Consider the following 18,225-nt stretch of genomic DNA (forward strand, 5'->3'; position numbering starts at 1 on the left):
CGCCCTCACCCCGCCCTCCGGCTGAACCCCTCGCTGCGCCGCGGATCCATCCCTGCATCCACCGCCGAGCTCCGCCCGGACGCCACCCTGCGATGGATGTCCTCGCTGCGCTGCGGATCCATCCCTGCACCCACCGCCGAGCTCCGCCCGGACGCCACCCTGTGACGGATGTCCTCGCTGCGCCGCGGATCCATCCCTGCACCCACCGCCGAGCTCCGCCCGGACGCCACCCTGTGACGGATGTCCTCGCTGCGCTGCGGATCCATCACAGGGCCTCGGGACCGCGCTCTCCGGTGCGTACCCGGATCACGGTGTCGACGGGGACGGACCACACCTTGCCGTCACCGATCTTGCCGGTCTGGGCGGCCTTGACGATCACGTCGATGACCTCCTCGGCGTCGTCCTCCTCGGCCAGGACCTCCAGGCGCACCTTGGGGACCAGGTCGACCTGGTACTCGGCGCCGCGGTACACCTCGGTGTGACCGCGCTGGCGGCCGTAGCCGCTGGCCTCGCTGACCGTCATGCCCTTGATGCCGAACTGCTCCAGCGCGGCCTTCACGTCATCGAGCTTGAAGGGCTTGATGACCGCGGTGATGAGCCTCATGCGTCCACCTTCTTCGGGGATGTGGCGAGCGGCGACGACGCGGTCACGCCGGAGGCGTGCACGCTGCCCAGGTCGTAGCCGGTCTCGGCGTGGGTGGTGATGTCGATGCCGGCGACCTCCCTGTCGGCGTCGAGCCTGAAGCCCATGGTCTTGTCGATCACCTTGGCGATGATCCACGAGATCACGAACGAGTAGCCGCCGACCGCGACGGGGCCGAGCACCTGCAGGCCGAGCTGGCTGATCGGGCCGCCGTAGAACAGGCCCTCGTTCTGCTGCTCGAGGAAGGGGTAGGCGGCGAAGAAGCCCAGCGAGACGGCGCCGATGACACCGCCGACCAGGTGCACGCCGACCACGTCGAGCGAGTCGTCGAAGCCGAGGCGGTACTTCAGGCCCACCGCGTAGGCGCAGGCCACACCGGCCAGCAGACCGATGACGACGGCGGCCCAGGGGTCGACGAAGCCGCACGCGGGGGTGATGGCGACCAGACCGGCGACCGCACCGGAGGCGACGCCCAGGGTGGTGGCGTGGCCGTCGCGCAGCTTCTCCACCACCATCCAGGCGCCGGCCGCGACGGCGGCGGCGATCTGGGTGTTCATGAAGGCCAGACCCGCGGTCTGGTCGGGGGCGAGCTCGGAGCCCGCGTTGAAGCCGAACCAGCCGAACCACAGCAGGCCGGTGCCGAGCAGGACCAGCGTCAGGTTGTGGGGGCGCATCGGCTCCTTGCGCCAGCCCTGGCGCTTGCCGAGCACGAGGGCCAGGGCCAGGGCCGCCGCTCCTGCGTTGATGTGGACCACGGTGCCGCCGGCGAAGTCCTCGATGCCGAGCTGGCCGAGCCAGCCGCCGCCCCAGACCCAGTGCGCCACGGGGAAGTACACGACGGTCGCCCACACCAGCGAGAACAGCACCCACGCGCCGAACTTGGCGCGGTCGGCGATCGCGCCGCTGATCAGCGCGACCGTGATGATCGCGAAGGTCAGCTGGAAGGCGGAGAAGACCATCATCGGGAAGTTGTCGGCCGCGGCGGCCTCGGCGGTGACCTGACCACCTTGCTGGATCAGGCCCTCGTAGACGGCGTTGAACACGCCGCTGAGGCCGAGGTTGTCCAGTCCGCCGACGAGGAAGTTGAGGGTGCCGTTGCTGGATTGGTCGAAGGCCAGCGAGTAGCCGTAGAGGACCCAAGCGACCGTCACGACGATGATGCTGACGAACGACATCATCATCATGTTCAGGACGCTCTTGGCCCTCGTCATGCCCCCGTAGAAGAACGCGAGGCCCGGAGTCATCAGCAGCACCAGGGCGGTGCATACCAGCATCCAGGCGGTAGTGCCGCTATCGATCATCGACGCGACCCTCCTTCAGATTGGCGTGTGGCCCGTATTCCGAGTCGCAGTGATCGCCTCCAGGGCACCGTCGACCGGGCTGCGCACTGACGTGTTGCCACAGCGTGGTCTTCCGCCGTTTCGTGGTTTGACCGCGTATGTTTCACGTTCGTGAAACTCGCGGGCGGGGTGTTTCGCGGTTGTTTCGGACACTCCGGTACTACACTTAGGGTTGCCTAACCTTAGTGATCAAGGAATTCAGATGACCTTCCGCCTGGCCAGAGTCACGGCCGCCGCCCTGCTGTCCGCCCTCGCACTCGCCGCCTGCGGCGCCTCAGCTCAGGAAGGGAGCGCGACGGGCCCGACGCGGTCGATCAAGCACGCGATGGGCGAGACGAAGGTGCCTGAAACCCCCAAGAGGGTCGTCGTCCTCGACACCGACAAGCTGGACACGATGGTCTCGCTCGGCCTGGCTCCCATCGGCGCCGCCCAGGCGTCGGAGAGCCAGAAGTGGCCGGCCTACCTCGGCTCCTCGCTGTCGGCCACGAAGTCGGTCGGCACCCTCCAGCAGCCGAACCTCGAGGCCATCTCGGCGCTGAAGCCCGATCTCATCCTCGGCACCAAGTTCCGCCAGGCGCCCTTCTACGACAAGCTCAGCAAGATCGCGCCTACGGTGTTCACCGAGAAGGTGGGCGTCACCTGGAAGGAGAACTTCCTCCTCGACGCCGAGGCCCTCGGCAGGAAGACCGAGGCCCGGCAGCTGATGACCGCCTACGAGAGCCGCGCCAAGCAGGTGGGCGCGAAGTTCTCCAAGCTCGAGGTGAGCATCGTGCGGTTCATGCCCACCGAGATCAGGATGTACGGCCCCGAGTCCTTCAGCGGCATCGTGCTCGGCGACGCCGGCATCGCCAGGCCCGAGGTCCAGCGGCTGGCCGCTCAGGAGGACAAGCGGTTCGGCAAGCTCAGCCAGGAGAACATCGCGCAGGCCGACGGCGACGCCCTGTTCTACAGCGCGTACGGCGACGCCGCCGCGCAGAGCCAGGCCGAGGTGACGGGAGGGCCGCTGTGGAAGAACCTGGGCGCGGTCAAGAAGGGCACCGCGCACGGCGTGGACGACGAGGTGTGGATGCTCGGCATCGGCGTCACGGCCGCAGGGAAGATCCTCGACGACCTGGAGAAGTACCTCACTCCCCTGGCCTGACATACCTCGCCCGCATGGCGGAGCTGTTGTGTTCGCAGTTGTGCGCATGCCGGGAGCCGCACGATGCTGAGGCGCATGAACTGGGACTTCGTACGTGACCACCTGCCGCCCGCTCCCGCACGGGTGGTCGAGATCGGCTGCGGCCCGCTCGGCGGGTTCGTGCCCGACCTGCTCGCCTCCGGCTACGGCGCGACGGGCGTCGACCCCGTCGCGCCCGAGGGTACGCCGTACCACCGGATGGAGTTCGAGAAGTACGAACTGGACGGGCCCGTGGACGCGCTCGTGGCCTGCACGTCACTGCACCACGTGCACGACCTGGACGAGGTCTTCGGCAAGGTGGCGGGCGCGCTGACGCGAGACGGCGTCTTCGTGGTCGTGGAGTGGGCCAGGGAACTGTTCGACGAGGACACCGCCCGCTGGTGCTTCTCGCGCCTGTCCGACGAGGACGACAGCTGGCTGCACCGGCACAGGGACGGCTGGGCGGCCTCCGGACAGCCGTGGGAGGCCTACCTCGGCGGCTGGGCCGCCGAGGAGGGCCTGCACTCGGGGGCGGAGCTGGAGGCGGCGCTGGGCCGCTGGTTCGAGCCGCTGGCCGTCGAGCGCGGCCCCTACTTCTTCACCGAGCGGGACGGCGGCGCGGGCGAGCGGGCCGCGATCGACGCGGGGCTGATCAGGGCGACCGGCATCCGTTACGCGGGCCGCCCTCTTCGCCGCTGAGACCCGGTCAGGCGGCGGCGGTCGCCATCTTCCTCAGGCGGGCCAGGGCGTCGCGCTCGATGCGGCGGGCGCGGTCGCGACCGATGCCGTAGCGCTCGCCGACCTCGGTGAGCGTGTGCTCGCGCCCGTCGATCAGCCCGTAGCGCCAGCGGAGCATCTCGCTCGTGACCCCTTCGAGACCGGTCAGCCAGTCGTCGAGGCGCTCGCGCTCGAGGATGTCGATCGCCTGCTGCTCGGGGTCGGCCCAGGTGTCGTCGGCGATCATGTCGCCCAGCTCGGTCTCGTCCTCGTCCCCGACGCCGAGCTGCAGCGACACGGGGTCGGCGGCCCAGCGGCGCAGCTCGCGCACCCGCTCGATCGGCAGGTCGAGCACCTTGGCGAGGTCGTCGTCGGTGGGCTCGGCGTCGAACTCGGCGAGCATGTCGCGCCTCACCCGCATCAGCCTGGTCATCTGCTCGCCCGCGTGGGTGGGCAGCCGCACCGGCCTGGCCTGCTCGTGGATGGCGCGCCCGACCGACTGCCTGATCCACCAGGTGGCGTAGGTCGAGAACTTGTAGCCCCGCTGGTAGTCGAACTTCTCCACCGCGCGCACCAGGCCCAGGTTCCCCTCCTGGACCAGGTCGATCAGCGGCATTCCCCTGCCGGAGTACTTCCTGGCCACGGCGACGACCAGGCGCAGGTTGGCCTGGATGAACTCGTCCTTGGCCCGCTGGCCCGAGATCGCCAGGCGCTCGAGCTCCTCGTCGGCCGCGTCCCCGATGCGCGGCTCGGAACCACCTCTGTCGAGCAGTTGCTCGGCGAACAGGCCCGCCTCGATCCGCTTGGCGAGCTCCACTTCCTCTTCCGCAGTGAGCAGCGGGACCCTGCCTATCTCTGCCAGATAGGTCCCGAGCAGGTCACGATCAGTGACCTCCGCCGTGCGATTCCCCGTCGGCCTTGCCATCCCCAGGCACCTCGTTCCCGCAGCTGCGTTCTATACCCCGCCAACGTCCGGTCCGAAGCAAAGATTCCCAAAAGAACTACGACCACAGGACGGTTCTGCTCCTCCTCCTCAGGGAGGAGAGGCATCCCGTCCCGCGCTCGCAGGACCGGCGTGATCGCCCATCCTGCCCATCCGGAAAGGGTTTACGCGCCTACGACCAAGGGATGAGGCGCGGCCGTCCGCTCGCCTCCGCGCCACACTGTGTGAACGAGAGGGACGCCGGGACGATAGGCCAGGTGGACGTAGGAGGGCGCGTCGAGGAGCACCACGTCGGCCCGCGCGCCGGGAGCCAGCGTGCCGACGTCGTCGCGGCGCAGCGCCCTCGCCCCGCCGCGGGTGGCGGCTCTGACCGCCTCCAGGGGCGTCATCCCCATCTCCCTCACCGCCAGGGCGACGCAGAACGGCATCGACGAGGTGAAGGAGGAGCCGGGGTTGCAGTCGGTGGCGATCGCCACGGTGACGCCCGCGTCGATCAGCCTGCGCGCGTCGGGATAGGGCGAGCGGGTGGAGAACTCCGCGCCGGGCAGCAGCGTGGCCACCGTGCCCGAGGAGGCCAGCGCGTCCACGTCCGCGTCGGACAGGTGCGTGCAGTGGTCGGCGGAGGCCGCGTCGAGCTCGACCGCGATGCGCACGCCTGGACCCTCGGTGAGCTGGTTGGCGTGCACCCGCGGCAGCAGCCCCGCCTTGATGCCCGCCTGGAGGATCTCGCGCGTCTGGTCCTCGTCGAAGGCCCCGCGCTCGCAGAAGACGTCCACCCACTTCGCGTACGGCGCGCAGGCCCGCAGCATCTCCCCCGTCACGGTCCTGACGTAGGTGTCGGGGTCGGTGTCGGCGGGCACCACGTGCGCGCCCAGGAAGGTGGTCTCGTCGGTCAGCGAGGTGGCGATCTCCAGCGAGCGCCGCTCGTCCTCGACCGTCAGCCCGTAGCCGCTCTTGATCTCGACGGTCGTGGTGCCCTGCGCCGCCATCTCGGCGACCAGCGCGGCGGCCCTGGTGGCCAGCTCGGCGTCGCCCGCCGCCCTGGTGGCGGCGACCGTGGTGCGGATGCCGCCCGCGGTGTAGCTCTGTCCCGACATCCGCGCGTTGAACTCGGAGGTACGGTCACCGGCGAAGACCAGGTGGGCGTGGCTGTCGACGAAGCCGGGGATGACGCAGCGCCCGCCGGCGTCCACCCTCTCGTCGGCGTCGGGCGCCTGGCTGGAGGGCCCCGTCCAGGCGATCGTCTCGCCCTGCATGACGAGCGCGGCGTCATGGTGCTCGGTGTCCCCGTCGAACAGCGACCCGATCCCGTCGATCAGGATGCTTCGCTCGCTCACCTGATGGCTCCCATCGCCTCGTTCAGCATCGGCCCGGCCTCTCCCAGCTCGTGGCGGCCGCTCTCGACGATCCTGCGGCCTCCCGAGATCACACTGTGCACGTCGGCGACCGTCGCGGCGAACACGACGGACTCCACGGCCGTCTCGCGTGTCGCGCCTGCCGTACGGACCGAGTCGAGGCGGACCGAGACCAGGTCGGCCCACGCGCCGGGGACCAGCATGCCCGCGTCGGGGAAGCCCAGGGAGGCGTGGCCCGCGCCGGTCGCGGCGTTCAGCAGCTCGTGGGCGCGCCAGTGACCGCGCTTCTGGCTGGCCAGGCGCTCGTTCAGCTCGACCGCGCGGGCCTCCTCGAACAGGTCGATCACCGCGTGGCTGTCGGAGCCGAGCGTGATCGGCGAGCCCCGCTCGAACAGCGGGCGGGCGGGGCCGATGCCGTCGGCCAGGTCCCGCTCGGTCGTGGGGCACATGCACACGTGCGTGCGCGACTGGCCGAGCAGCTCGATGTCCACGTCGGTGAGGTGGGTGGCGTGCACGGCGGTCGAGCGGGGGCCGAGGGCGCCGTGCTCGTGCAGCAGCTGGACAGGGGTGGCGGCGTAGCGCTCCACGCAGGCGGCGTTCTCCGCGCGCTGCTCGGAGACGTGGGCGTGCAGCGGCGCCGCGTGGCGATGGGAGAACTCGGCCACCACGCCCATCTGCTCGGGCGGCACCGCGCGCACGGAGTGGATGGCCGCGCCGATCTCCACGTCCTCGTGGCCGTCGTAGGCGGCGGCCAGCTCCTCCGCCCTCGCCGCCCACCCCACGGCGCTGCCGTCGCCGAAGCGCACCTGCGCCCCCGTCAGAGCGGTGCCGACACCGCCGGTCAGGTAGCAGGTGTCGAGCAGCGCGATGCGCAGGCCCGCCTCGCGCGCCGCCTGGATCAGCGCGTGCCCCATCTGGTTGGGATCGTCGTACGGCACGCCGCCAGGCCCGTGGTGCAGGTAGTGGAACTCGCCCACGCAGGTGACGCCCGCCATCGCCATCTCGGCGTAGACCGCCCTGGCCAGGTCGAGATAGGTGTCGGGGTCGAGCACGCCCGCCACGTCGTACATCTGGTCGCGCCAGGTCCAGAAGTCGCCCTTGCCTGCCTGGGTCGCGCCGCGCAGGGCCCGGTGGAAGGCGTGGGAGTGGGCGTTGGCGAGCCCGGGGACGGTCAGCCCCTCCAGGACGACGCCCTGCCGCTCTCCCCGTTCGACGGCGGCGATCCGCCGTCCCTCCACGTGGACCACGACGCCGTCGGCGACGCCGTCGGGAAGCAGGGCGCGCTCGCACCAGTAGACGGTCATCGGGCCAGCTCCTCCAGTGCGTCCGCCAGGGCCTCGACGCCCTTGGCGCAGTCGTCGGGTTCGGCGTGCTCGCTGGGCGAGTGCGAGACGCCTGTCGGGTTGCGGACGAACAGCATCGCCGCGGCGACCCCGGCGGAGGCGAGGATGCCCGCGTCGTGTCCCGCGCCGGTCGGCAGCACGGGGGCGGGCCCCTCCTCGCCGACGACGGCGGCCAGCCTGTCGCGCAGGGGCACGTCGAAGTCGACGACGGGGGTCCACGACTCCTCGCTCACCCTCTGCCCCCGCGACAGCTCCTCCACCAGCGCCCGCACGTCCTTCTCCGCGGCCCCCCTGGCGTCGAGCCAGGCCGAGACGAGCCCAGGGACGGCGTTGGCGTTGTTGGGCGACACCCTCACCTTGCCGAACGTCGCCACGATCCCGTGCCTGCCCGCCGCCTCACGCGCCTCCAGCACCGCGCGGGCGTAGGCGAGCATCGGGTCGTCCCTGTCCTCCAGGCGCGTGGTGCCGGCGTGGTTGGCCTCGCCGTGGAAGTCGAAGCGCCACCTGCCGTGCGGCCAGATCGCGCTGGCCACGCCGACGGGCGCGCCCGTCTCGACCAGGCCCCTGCCCTGCTCGACGTGCAGCTCGACGAAGACACCCACCCGCGAGAGGGTCTCGTCGTCCCTGCCGAGCGCCGAGGGCTTCCTTCCCGCCCTGCGCAGCACGTCGGCCAGCGTGTCGCCCGCGTCGTCCCTGAGGCCGATCGCCCTGCCCGGATCGAGCACGCCGGTCAGCAGCCGCGAGCCCATGCAGGGCACGCCGAACCTGGCGCCCTCCTCGTCGGTGAAGCAGGCGACGCCGATCGGCCTGGCGGGGGCGAAGCCGCGCTCCCTGAGCCGGTCGAGCGCGGCGAAGGCGGACACGATCCCGAGAGGGCCGTCGAACGCGCCGCCCTGCCGTACGGAGTCGAGGTGGCTGCCGGTCACCACGCCCGGCTCGCGGTCGGGATCGCCCCACCAGGCCCACAGATTGCCGTTGCGGTCGTCGTGCAGGTCGAGGCCGCGCCGAGCGGCCTCCTGCCCGAACCACTCGCGCAGCTCCAGGTCGGCGGGCGACCACGCGTCTCTCACGTAGCCATGGGTGGCGGGGTCTCGTCCGATGTGCGCGAGTTCGTCCAGCATGCCCCTCACTCTAGTGAATGAATCCATTCACGGGCATGCCGACTCTACGAGACCGGGCCCTCGCTCGGGCGGAGGGTGAGCTCGGTCAGGTGGGCGTCGGGGCCTGCCAGCACGGCCGCGAGCACCGCCCGCGCCACCGTGTCGGGCTCCAGGTACTTCGACCGCTCGAACTCCCCGCCCTCCTGCTCCCTGACGCCGCGCTGCATGTCGGTGGCGATCCGCCCGGGGTAGACGCTGGTCACCCTGAGCGAGGGCTCCTCAAGGCGCAGCCCGTCGGCGAAGGCGCGCAGGGCGAACTTGCTGGCGGCGTAGGACACCCAGGCCGGGTTGGCGCGCAGTCCCGCCCCTGAGTTGATGAGCAGCACGTGGCCGCCCGCCGCGCGCAGGGCGGGAAGCAGCAGGCGGGTCAGCTCTGCCACCGCGACCACGTTGATCTCCATCGTCCGCCGCCACACCTCGGCGGGCGTGTCGGCGATGCTGCCGAGCGTGACCACTCCCGCGCTGTGCACGAGCACGTCGAGCCGGTCGATCCCCGCGACGTCGGCGGCCGTGACCTCCGTCAGCTCGACGGGCCAGGCCGTGGCGTCGGGCAGGCCGGCGGCGAGCCCGTCGAGTGCGGCCCTGTCGCGCCCGCCGAGGATCAGGCGGTGGGTGGGCGCCAGCGCCCTCGCGATCGCCCCTCCGACGCCTCTGGACGCCCCTGTGATCAGTGCGGTCTTCATGCGGCCAGCCTAGGGCGATTGACAGACACTCAAATTTGAATACAAACTTGAAGGGTGTCAACTACGCGGGTTCTGATTCTCGGCACGCTGCTCGACGAGCCGCTCAACGGCTACCAGGTACGGCGGCGCCTCGAAACCATGGGAGCGGACAACTGGGCCAACGTCGCCTTCGGCTCGATCTACCACGGCCTCAGCAAGATGGCCGACGAAGGGCTGCTCGACGTGGTCGAGAGCGGCAAGGGCGGCAAGACCGTCTACGCCATCAACGACACGGGGCGCTTCGAGTTCCATCGCCTGCTCATGTCGCTGTGGTACGAGATCGGGCCGATCGTCGATCCCTTCCAGGTCGCCATGACCTTCATGGACAGGATGGATCGCGCGCATCTGCTCGGCGCCCTCCGCTTCAGGACCGACGAGCTCAAGAGGTCGATCGCGATGCTCGACAGGGCGCTCGGCTCCAAGCAGGCGTTCGGCGCGCCCCGCCACGTCGACGAGAACCTACGTCTCAGCAGCGGCATGCTCGCCGCCCAGCTCGCCTGGGTGGAGGAGGCCGTCAAGAAGGTCGAAGAAGGAGACCTCCCCTGATGATCATCAGTGCGCAAGGGTTAAAGAAGAGCTTCACCACCAAGAGCAGAAAGGGCTCGCAGACCGTCGAGGCGGTCAAGGGCGTCGACCTGGAGGTGAAGAGCGGCGAGATCTACGGCGTGCTCGGCCCCAACGGGGCGGGCAAGACCACCACGATCCGCATGCTGTCCACCCTCATCACTCCCGACGCGGGCACGGCCGTGATCGCCGGCCACGACCTGGTCAAGGAGCCGGCCCAGATCCGCCGCAAGCTCGGCTACGTGAGCCAGGCCGGCGGGGTGGAGGAGCAGAACACCGCCCGCGCCCAGGTCGTCTTCGCCGCCAGGATCTACAACGTGCCCGACCCCGCGAAGGCGGCCGAGGAGATCCTCAGGAAGTTCGATCTGTCGGACATCGCCGACCGGCCTGGCCGCACGCTGTCGGGCGGGCAGAAGCGCCGCGTCGCCATCGCCCTCGGCCTGGTCCACACGCCCCCGCTGCTCTTCCTCGACGAGCCGACCACGGGTCTCGACCCGCAGAACCGCGCCAACCTCTGGGACCGCATCAAGGAGCTGCGCGAGCAGGGCACCAGCGTCCTGCTCAGCACCCACTACCTGGAGGAGGCCGACGCGCTCTGCGACCGCCTGGCGATCGTCGACCACGGCGTGATCGTCGCCGAGGGCACCCCCGCCGAGCTCAAGCGCTCGGTCTCGGGCGACGTGGTCACGCTGAGGCTCGACGGGCTCGAGCGCGCGGCCGAAGTGCTCACCCCCCTCGTGGCGCGGACCCGCGTCGACGAGGACGTGCTGCGGGTCTACGTCGACGACGGCGAGCACGCGCTGCCGTCGCTGCTGCGCACGCTCGAGGCCGACGGGCTCTCGCTGCGCTCGATCACCATGGAGCGGGCCACGCTCGACGACGTCTTCCTGGCCAAGACCGGCAGGTCCCTGCGCGACACCGGAGCCGCCGCATGATCCGCGACACCTCGCTGTTCTTCGGCCACGAGGTCAGGAACACCCTGCGCAACCCCGTCTGGCCGCTGTTCGGCATCATGCAGCCGGTGATGTACCTGCTGCTGTTCGCCCCGCTCTACGCGGGCATGGCCTTCGGCGGCGACTTCGGCCAGGCGCTGGTCTCCTTCGCGCCCGGCATGCTGGTGATCACCGCGCTGTTCGGCTCGATGGGCGTCGCCTACGGCACGATCTACGAGATCCGCAGCGGCGTGCTCGAGCGGATCGCGGTCAGCCCCGCCTGGCGCCCGGCGATCGTGCTCGGCAGGATGCTGCGCGACGTGGTCTCCCTGATGATCCAGTCGCTGGCGTTCATCCTCATCGCCATCGCCATGGGGCTGCGCGTCAGCCCGCTCGCGCTGGTGCTCATGCTGCTCCTGCTGGGCGTGACCGGCCTGTTCTCCTCCGGCGTGGCCTACGGCATGGCGCTCAGCCTGCGCGACGAGAACGCGATGGGGCAGATCATGCAGTTCTTCGCCCTTCCCCTGATGCTGCTGTCGGGCGCGCTGCTGCCCATGGCGCTCGGCCCCGACTGGCTGGAGCGGATCTCCTGGTTCACGCCCTTCTACCACCCGGTCGAGGCGGGCAGGGCGCTGTTCGCCGGCGAGCTGACCGACCTGTCCATCCCGCTGGCCTTCGGCGTCATGCTCGCCCTGGCCGCGCTCACCGTGACGTGGTCGGTCCGCTCCCTACGCAGGCTCGCCGGCTAGGAACGTCCTCGTCTCCTCCGTCATCCGCTCGTACTCCTCGAGCCTGGCCTGCGTCCGCAGCGGCGCGGCGTCGGCCATCGCCTCCACCAGCGCCATGGCCAGGGCCAGGGGCGCGGCGTGCGAGTCGAACACCAGCCGCTCCCCGACCGGCGCGTCGAGCACGACGTCGGCGGGGAAGCCCGGCCTGTCGGTGATCACGGCCGTTCTGAGGCCGAGTTCTCCCGCGTAGTCGAGGGCCTGCACGACCTCGGCCGGATACCGCGGCAGGACCACCGCCACCACCCACTCGGCGCCCGCCCTCCTCGCCGCGTGCAGCCCGTCGATCAGCTCGGAGCCGCCGTGCACGAGGAGGCGGACGTCGGGGTGGATGCGCCTGGCGAAGTAGGCGAACGTGGTGGCCAGCCCCGACGAGACCCTCAGCCCCAGCACGGGAAGCGGCTCGGTGGCCGCGAGCGACTCGCCGAGCTCCTTGAGCGGCAGCCCCGCCAGGCGGTCGCGGATCAGCGTCAGGTTGCGGATCTCGTCGTCGATGGCGCCCTTGAGCAGGTTGCCGCCCTCTCCTCTGCCACCCAGCACGAGAGGGCGGAGCGCCTGCCTGAGCTCGGGATAGCCGGCGAAGCCGAGCACCATGGCGAACCTGGTCACCGAGGGCTGGCTCACGCCGGCCCTCTCGGCCAGCTCGACGCTGGACAGGAAGATCGCCTCGTCCAGGTGATCGGTCAGGTAATGCGCGATGCGGCGCTGCACGGGCGACAATCTTCTGCCGTCGAGCAGGCCTTCGATACCGTCCCTCACGTCACCTCCAACACCTGGGCACCGGCGCCCCTTCCCTCACCCGGCGAACGTCTCGCCTGGCGAGACCGGCGCTCAGGACTCGCGCATCGGGATCCGGACGCCACGGGAGTCGGCCACGGCGGCCGCCTCGTCGTAGCCGGCGTCGACGTGCCGCATGACGCCGGTGCCCGGATCGTTGGTGAGCACCCTGTTGAGCTTCTCGCCCGCCAGCGCGGTGCCGTCGGCGACGGTCACCTGCCCCGCGTGGATCGAACGGCCGATGCCCACGCCGCCGCCGTGGTGGATGGAGACCCACGCCGCGCCCGACGCGGTGTTCAGCATCGCGTTGAGCAGGGGCCAGTCCGCGATGGCGTCCGACCCGTCGGCCATCGCCTCGGTCTCCCTGTACGGCGAGGCCACCGAGCCGCAGTCGAGGTGGTCGCGCCCGATCACCACGGGCGCCTGGAGCTCGCCCGAGGCCACCATGTCGTTGAAGCGCTCGCCCGCCAGGTGCCGCTCGCCGTAGCCGAGCCAGCAGATGCGCGCGGGCAGCCCCTGGAAGTGCACCCTCTCCCCCGCCATGCGGATCCACCTGGCCAGCGGCTCGTTGTCGGGGAACAGCTCGAGGATGGCCCTGTCGGTGGCCGCGATGTCGGCGGGGTCGCCGGAGAGGGCGGCCCAGCGGAACGGGCCCTTGCCCTCGCAGAACAGCGGCCTGATGTAGGCGGGCACGAAGCCGGGGAAGTCGAAGGCCCTGGTGTAGCCGGCCAGCTGCGCCTCGCCGCGGATGGAGTTGCCGTAGTCGAAGACCTCGGCCCCCGCGTCCTTGAACCCGACCATGGCCTCGACGTGCTTGGCCATCGCCTCGCGCGCCCTGGTCGTGAAGGCGGCGGGGTCCTTGTCGCGCTCGGTGGCCATGTCCTCGAAGGCCACGCCGATCGGCAGGTACATCAGCGGGTCGTGCGCCGACGTCTGGTCGGTCACGATGTCGATCTCCGCGCCGCGCGCCAGCAGGTCGGGCACCGCCTCCGCCGCGTTGGCCACCACGCCGATCGACAGCGGCCTGCGCTGGTCGCGCGCCTCGTAGGCCAGGCGGAGCGCCTCGTCCAGGTCCTTGGCCTCGACGTCGAGGTACCTGTGCTCGATGCGGCGCTTGACGCTGCGCGGGTCGCAGTCGACGCAGATCGCGACGCCGCCGTTCATGGTGACGGCCAGCGGCTGGGCGCCGCCCATGCCGCCGAGCCCCGCGGTCAGCGTGATGGTGCCGGCGAGGGAGCCGCCGAACCTCTTCTCCGCGACGGCGGCGAAGGTCTCGTAGGTGCCCTGCAGGATGCCCTGCGTGCCGATGTAGATCCAGGAGCCGGCCGTCATCTGGCCGTACATCGTCAGGCCCGCCGCCTCCAGCCTGCGGAACTCCTCCCAGTTCGCCCAGTCGGGGACGAGGTTGGAGTTGGCGATGAGGACGCGCGGGGCCCACTCGTGCGTGCGGAACACGCCGACGGGACGGCCGGACTGCACGAGCAGGGTCTCGTCGCCCTCCAGCGTGGTGAGCGTGCGGACAAGCGCGTCGAACGAGGGCCAGTCACGCGCGGCCTTGCCGGAACCGCCGTAGACGACCAGCTGCTCGGGGTGCTCGGCGACTTCCGGGTCCAGGTTGTTCTGGAGCATCCGGAGCGCGGCCTCCTGCGGCCAGCCCTTGGCGGTGAGCGTGGTGCCTCGCGGCGCGCGCACGGTGCGGCTCATGCCTGATCCCTCCTGAATGAACATATTCATCTATGTCACCCGAAGAGTACATCGACCCGCCACTCACCCCAAGGCGCCTCCCCTGCAGGGTGCGGTCAGCCGGAGCCGCGCAGGAGGCCGTCGCCCGATTCGGTCACCTGGTGGAGCATCAGATTGGCGTGGCGGATGCTGGCGATGAGGCCCGCCTGCCGCAGCACCCGCGCGTGCTCGCTGGCGCTCGAAGCGGGCACGCCCGCCCGCCTGGCCAGCTCCGTGGTGCTGCATCCGGGCGCCAGCGCCACGCACCGCAGCACCTCGGCCCTGGTCCTGCCCAGCAGCTCGGCGAGCGCGTCACCCTCGTTCACGCGTTCAGGCACGTCCTTGCGCGGCACCGGATAGACCAGCACGGGTGGCAGGCTCTGGTCGGCGAGCGTGACGGGGGCGGTCCTGCAGAAGTAGGAGGGGATGAGTGTCAGCCCGCGCCCTCGCAGCCGCAACTCCCTGTCGCCCGCCGGGTAGTCGACCTCCAGCACCGGGGCCCGCCAGCGCATCGCCGGCCCCAGCCCGCTCAGCATGGTCTCGACGCCGCCCTCGGCCAGGTGGCGGACCCTGGTGCCCCTGTCCTGGCTGACCGTCCGCTCCACCGCGGGCCAGTGCTCGCCCAGCGCGACCCGGACGTAGCCGGCCGCGACGTTCGCCACCTGGCGCATGGCCCTCGTGTCACTGGCCAGGTCCTCCAGGTGCGCGGGCAGGCCGTGCCCCGCGCGCAGCCGGTCGAGCTCGCGCCGCACCCTGGTGCGCGGCGTGTCGAGGATGGCCTGGATGCCGTCGTCCGTGCCCTGCTGGGCCTCGATCGGGGTGAGGAAGTCGGGGAAGTAGGCCGCGCGCGGCGCCAGTGGCACCAGCAGCCTGCGCACGTCGCGCAGGAGACCCGCCTCGGCCAGCCTGGCGCGCGCCCTGCGCCGCCATCCCGCGATCACCGCGCCTCCGTCGCCGGCCTGGAATCTGTGCAGGCTGGCCACCATCTCCCACATCGGGTCCGCTCTGGAGGCCACGCGCACGCGCGCGAGATCGTCACTGGTGAAGATGATGCGCAGTATGCCGCCCGCCATGTGGCGCAGTCTTACGGCGCGCGCTTGCAAAAGCCTGAACGGGCCATGGATATCGGTCCGACATGTGCCGCTATAGCTGCGTCATTCGGGTGAGGACGAAAGTGCATGACACTTCGCCCGGCGAAGTGCTGGACTTGATCTCGCCTGAGGGGGCGTTCGCACGGTCGAGGACAACGGCAACTGGAGGCATTGACAGGGGAGCCTCCAGCGGCCGTACGGCCCGCGCGGGTCGCGCAGACCGTACGACGCCGATCGCCGGCCCGCCGGTGGCCGATCAGCAGTGGAAGCCGGGCGTCACGCGGACCGCCTCGTCGTCGCCAGGCTCGATGACGGCCGAGGCGGAGACGCAGCGGCCGTTGCCACTCGTTTGACTCACATGGGGGACAAACGCAGCGAAGTGCCTGTCAGGGCTTGTCAGGAGACCAGGAACTGCGTGGCGGCCAGCTCGCGGTAGAGGTCGTCCCCGCCCACCAGCTCCTCGTGCGTTCCCACGGCGCGCACGCCGCCTGACTCCATGACCACGATCCTGTCGGCGTTGGTGACCGTCGACAGGCGGTGCGCGATCACGAGCACGGTCGTCTCCGCCGCCACCTCGGCGATGACCTCGCGCAGCCGCAGCTCGTTGACCGCGTCCAGCTGCGAGGTGGCCTCGTCGAGCAGCAGCAGCCTCGGCCTGCGCAGCAGCGCCCTGGCGATCGCCACGCGCTGCCTTTCGCCGCCCGACAGCAGCACGCCCCTGTGGCCGACCGCCGTCTCCAGCCCCTCGGGGAGCCTGGAGACGAGGTCGTCGAGACGGGTGCGGGTCAGCGCCCTTCGCAGGTCCTCCTCGGTGGCCTCGGGCGCGGCGAACAGCAAATTCTCGCGCAGCGTCCCCGCCAGCACGGGCGCGTCCTGCTCGACGTAGCCGAGCGTGGCGCGCAGCTCGCCGAGCGGCCAGTCGCGGATGTCCCTGCCGCCGACCGTGATCAGCCCCTCCTGGTGCTCGTAGAAACGCTCGATCAGCGCGAACACCGTGGACTTGCCCGCTCCCGACGGCCCCACCAGCGCGGTCAGCCCGCCAGGCGGCACCTCGAAGCTCACCCCGTCGTGGACGGGGGCGCGGTCATCGCCGTACCTGAACACCACGTCCTCGAAGCGCACGCCCACGGGGTCGCTGCCGACCGGCGCGGCGAGGCTGACGGGCTCGCCGGGAAGGTCCTCGATCTCGCGGATGCGCCTGAGCGCGGCCAGGCCGTTCTGCAACTGCACCGCGCCCTCGACCAGCTGCCCGATGGGGGCGACCAGGTAGAACAGGTACAGCAGGAAGGCGATCAAGCCCGAGACCTCCAGCGCGCCGGAGGCGACCCTGGCGCCGCCGACGGCCAGCACGCACAGGAAGGCGATCTGCACCGCCATCCAGGTCGAGACCCCTGCCAGCGAGGTCCACCCCGCCACCTGCAGCCCTCTGTCGCGAGCCTGTTCGGCCGCCGCCCCGACGACCTCGACCTCACGCTCCTCCGCGCCGCTCGCCTTGACCGTGCGGAAGGCCTGCAGCGCCCTGTCGAGCACCGCGCCCATCTCGCCGACGGCCTCCTGCGCCTGGTGCTGGGCCTTCTGGATGCGCGGCATGACCAGCGCGGTCATGCCGCCGATCACGACCACGACCAGCAGGGTGACCAGCAGCAGCACGCCGTCCATCAGCGCCATCATCACGATCGCGCCGATGAGCATGAACACCGCGCCGATCGAGTCGACGATGCCGTTGGTCAGCACCGACCGCAGCAGCGTCGTGTCGCCGGTGACCCTGGACAGCAGGTCGCCCGGCTTCAACCGGTCGACGTCGGCGACCTTCAGCCTGAGCATCCTGTCGACGAGCCTGCGCCTGGCGCCGAGCACGATGCCCTCGCCCGTGCGCTCCATCAGGTACGTGCCGCCCGCCGAGACGACCGCGCCGACCAGCACGGCGATCGTCAGCCCGAGTAACGGCCCCGCCATGGAGCTGTTCTCGCCGAAGGCGTCCACCACGTACTTGGCCAGCAGCGGCATCGCCAGGCCCGCGGCCGAGCCGACCAGCCCCAGCAGACCGCCCGCGACCAGAATGCCTCTGTGAGGCTTGACATAGGCCGCCAGGACCTTGAGGGATGACTCGCCGCTCACTGTGTCTCCGTCCGCGTCACCTTGACATCGTGTGTGACGGCTCAGCCGCCCGCACTCGGGGAGATCACCCACATTCCCCTGATTCTGCAACGTACGAGCGAGCGAGATCCGCACCCGTCAACCTAAATTGACGACCAAAGTATGTCAACTAGAGTTGACGCTGAGCGGCTCAGTCGACGACGGGGACGTCCGGGTCGTCGCGCTCGGTGTCGCCGTCGTCGGCGCGGCGCAGCTTGATCTCCTCCACCCACGCGTAGGCGAAGCGCCTGATGTCATGGAGATGGTCTTCGTCGACCTCGAAGGCCTCGTCGGCCAGCAGGTCCACGCTCTCGAGCCGGTGGACGAGCTCCTCGAGCCGCCACTGCTCCTCGTGGGCGGCCCCCAGCCGCTCCAGCTCGCGGAAGGAGTAGAGGTCCGCGGCCGCGGCGACGTCGACGAAGTCCTTGGGCAGGCCGCGTCCGTGCAGGGCGCGCACCTTGAGCCCGACCGCGTCGTCCTGCCCGACGACCTGGCAGCCCTCCAGCCGCTCGGGACGGTTCCTGAGCGCCTCCCTGAGCAGCTCGAACCCGCTCGTGAGGTCGCCCGCCTCGTCCGTGACGACCAGGCGCGCCATGCGCTCGCCCACCTCGCGCACGCTCACAGGGAAGGCGTCGTGCAGCGCGGCGGCGACATCCGCGGCGATCTCGGGCATCGGGGTCTGGACCGCCGTCGCGAAGACGAGATCACGGCTGGGCCTGGCGGTGAGCCCGTGGGCGCGCAGCGCGTATCCGCCCGCCAGCAGCAGGCCGTGGCGCTCCCGCACGCCCTCTGTCGCCTCGACGAGCCGTGCGTGGAACGGCGGAAACAGGCTCATG

17 protein-coding genes are annotated in these 18,225 nt (G+C 70.8%); 5 read left to right on the forward strand and 12 right to left on the reverse strand.

Annotated elements, in window-relative coordinates; genetic code table 11:
* Positions 1–265: 265 nt before the first annotated feature.
* A complete protein-coding gene (locus FHR33_RS17795) occupies positions 266–604 on the reverse strand; it encodes a P-II family nitrogen regulator (RefSeq protein ID WP_183648817.1) in 339 nt (112 codons plus the stop codon).
* On the reverse strand, positions 601–1,944 hold the full coding sequence (locus tag FHR33_RS17800; RefSeq protein WP_183648819.1) for an ammonium transporter: 1,344 nt from the start codon (positions 1,942–1,944) through the stop codon (positions 601–603). The genes FHR33_RS17795 and FHR33_RS17800 overlap by 4 nt, the downstream gene beginning before the upstream one ends.
* 241 nt (positions 1,945–2,185) lie before the next feature.
* On the opposite strand from FHR33_RS17800, the gene FHR33_RS17805 reads away from it, so the two are divergent.
* The gene (locus FHR33_RS17805; RefSeq protein ID WP_183648821.1) at positions 2,186–3,124 is read left to right on the forward strand and encodes an ABC transporter substrate-binding protein; all 939 of its coding nucleotides are present in this window, start codon (positions 2,186–2,188) and stop codon (positions 3,122–3,124) included.
* A gap of 75 nt (positions 3,125–3,199) precedes the next feature.
* A complete protein-coding gene (locus FHR33_RS17810) occupies positions 3,200–3,841 on the forward strand; it encodes a class I SAM-dependent methyltransferase (RefSeq protein WP_183648823.1) in 642 nt (213 codons plus the stop codon).
* Between the two features lie 7 nt (positions 3,842–3,848).
* On the opposite strand, the gene FHR33_RS17815 is transcribed toward FHR33_RS17810, so the two are convergent.
* The 5 genes from FHR33_RS17815 to FHR33_RS17835 all read right to left on the reverse strand — a co-directional run bounded on the left by FHR33_RS17815 (position 3,849) and on the right by FHR33_RS17835 (position 9,343).
* Positions 3,849–4,784, reverse strand: coding sequence for a sigma-70 family RNA polymerase sigma factor (locus FHR33_RS17815; protein ID WP_183648826.1), 936 nt, complete (start codon positions 4,782–4,784; stop codon positions 3,849–3,851).
* 182 nt (positions 4,785–4,966) lie between these two features.
* The gene (gene hutI / locus FHR33_RS17820) at positions 4,967–6,139 is read right to left on the reverse strand and encodes an imidazolonepropionase (protein ID WP_183648829.1); all 1,173 of its coding nucleotides are present in this window, start codon (positions 6,137–6,139) and stop codon (positions 4,967–4,969) included.
* The gene (locus FHR33_RS17825) at positions 6,136–7,461 is read right to left on the reverse strand and encodes a formimidoylglutamate deiminase (protein ID WP_183648832.1); all 1,326 of its coding nucleotides are present in this window, start codon (positions 7,459–7,461) and stop codon (positions 6,136–6,138) included. Before FHR33_RS17825 ends, hutI begins: the two co-directional genes overlap by 4 nt.
* Positions 7,458–8,621: an allantoate amidohydrolase gene (locus FHR33_RS17830; RefSeq protein WP_183648835.1), complete on the reverse strand. Its 1,164-nt coding sequence runs from the start codon at positions 8,619–8,621 to the stop codon at positions 7,458–7,460. Before FHR33_RS17830 ends, FHR33_RS17825 begins: the two co-directional genes overlap by 4 nt.
* A gap of 44 nt (positions 8,622–8,665) precedes the next feature.
* Positions 8,666–9,343, reverse strand: coding sequence for an SDR family oxidoreductase (locus FHR33_RS17835; RefSeq protein WP_183648837.1), 678 nt, complete (start codon positions 9,341–9,343; stop codon positions 8,666–8,668).
* A 54-nt stretch (positions 9,344–9,397) separates the two neighbouring features.
* Here FHR33_RS17835 and FHR33_RS17840 point away from each other — a divergent pair, with 54 nt between their 5' ends.
* The 3 genes from FHR33_RS17840 to FHR33_RS17850 are packed head-to-tail and all read left to right on the forward strand — an operon-like array spanning position 9,398 to position 11,627.
* Complete coding sequence (locus FHR33_RS17840) at positions 9,398–9,928, forward strand: PadR family transcriptional regulator (protein WP_183648840.1); 531 nt, start codon at positions 9,398–9,400, stop codon at positions 9,926–9,928.
* Positions 9,928–10,881, forward strand: a complete 954-nt coding sequence (locus FHR33_RS17845) for an efflux ABC transporter ATPase subunit, DrrA-related (RefSeq protein WP_221241140.1) — start codon at positions 9,928–9,930, stop codon at positions 10,879–10,881. Before FHR33_RS17840 ends, FHR33_RS17845 begins: the two co-directional genes overlap by 1 nt.
* Positions 10,878–11,627 (forward strand): ABC transporter permease, encoded by a 750-nt coding sequence (locus FHR33_RS17850; RefSeq protein ID WP_183648843.1) that lies wholly within the window; start codon positions 10,878–10,880, stop codon positions 11,625–11,627. Before FHR33_RS17845 ends, FHR33_RS17850 begins: the two co-directional genes overlap by 4 nt.
* On the opposite strand, the gene FHR33_RS17855 is transcribed toward FHR33_RS17850, so the two are convergent.
* From FHR33_RS17855 to FHR33_RS17875, 5 genes are all read right to left on the reverse strand, one after another.
* Positions 11,607–12,422 carry a MurR/RpiR family transcriptional regulator gene (locus tag FHR33_RS17855; RefSeq protein WP_183648846.1) on the reverse strand — a complete coding sequence of 272 codons (816 nt, stop codon included), beginning with the start codon at positions 12,420–12,422 and terminating at the stop codon, positions 11,607–11,609. The two genes, FHR33_RS17850 and FHR33_RS17855, sit on opposite strands and share 21 nt — an antisense overlap.
* Positions 12,423–12,494: 72 nt before the next feature.
* Complete coding sequence (hutU, locus tag FHR33_RS17860) at positions 12,495–14,144, reverse strand: urocanate hydratase (RefSeq protein WP_183648848.1); 1,650 nt, start codon at positions 14,142–14,144, stop codon at positions 12,495–12,497.
* 95 nt (positions 14,145–14,239) lie between these two features.
* The gene (locus FHR33_RS17865; protein WP_183648851.1) at positions 14,240–15,235 is read right to left on the reverse strand and encodes a winged helix-turn-helix domain-containing protein; all 996 of its coding nucleotides are present in this window, start codon (positions 15,233–15,235) and stop codon (positions 14,240–14,242) included.
* Between the two features lie 414 nt (positions 15,236–15,649).
* Entirely contained in the window at positions 15,650–17,371 is a 1,722-nt protein-coding gene (locus FHR33_RS17870; RefSeq protein WP_183648854.1) for an ABC transporter ATP-binding protein, read from the reverse strand.
* A 169-nt stretch (positions 17,372–17,540) separates the two neighbouring features.
* Positions 17,541–18,224, reverse strand: a complete 684-nt coding sequence (locus FHR33_RS17875) for a nucleotidyl transferase AbiEii/AbiGii toxin family protein (RefSeq protein ID WP_183648857.1) — start codon at positions 18,222–18,224, stop codon at positions 17,541–17,543.
* Between the last annotated feature and the right edge of the window lies 1 nt (position 18,225).

It is taken from the genome of Nonomuraea dietziae (assembly GCF_014195505.1).
Taxonomy (GTDB): domain Bacteria; phylum Actinomycetota; class Actinomycetes; order Streptosporangiales; family Streptosporangiaceae; genus Nonomuraea; species Nonomuraea roseola.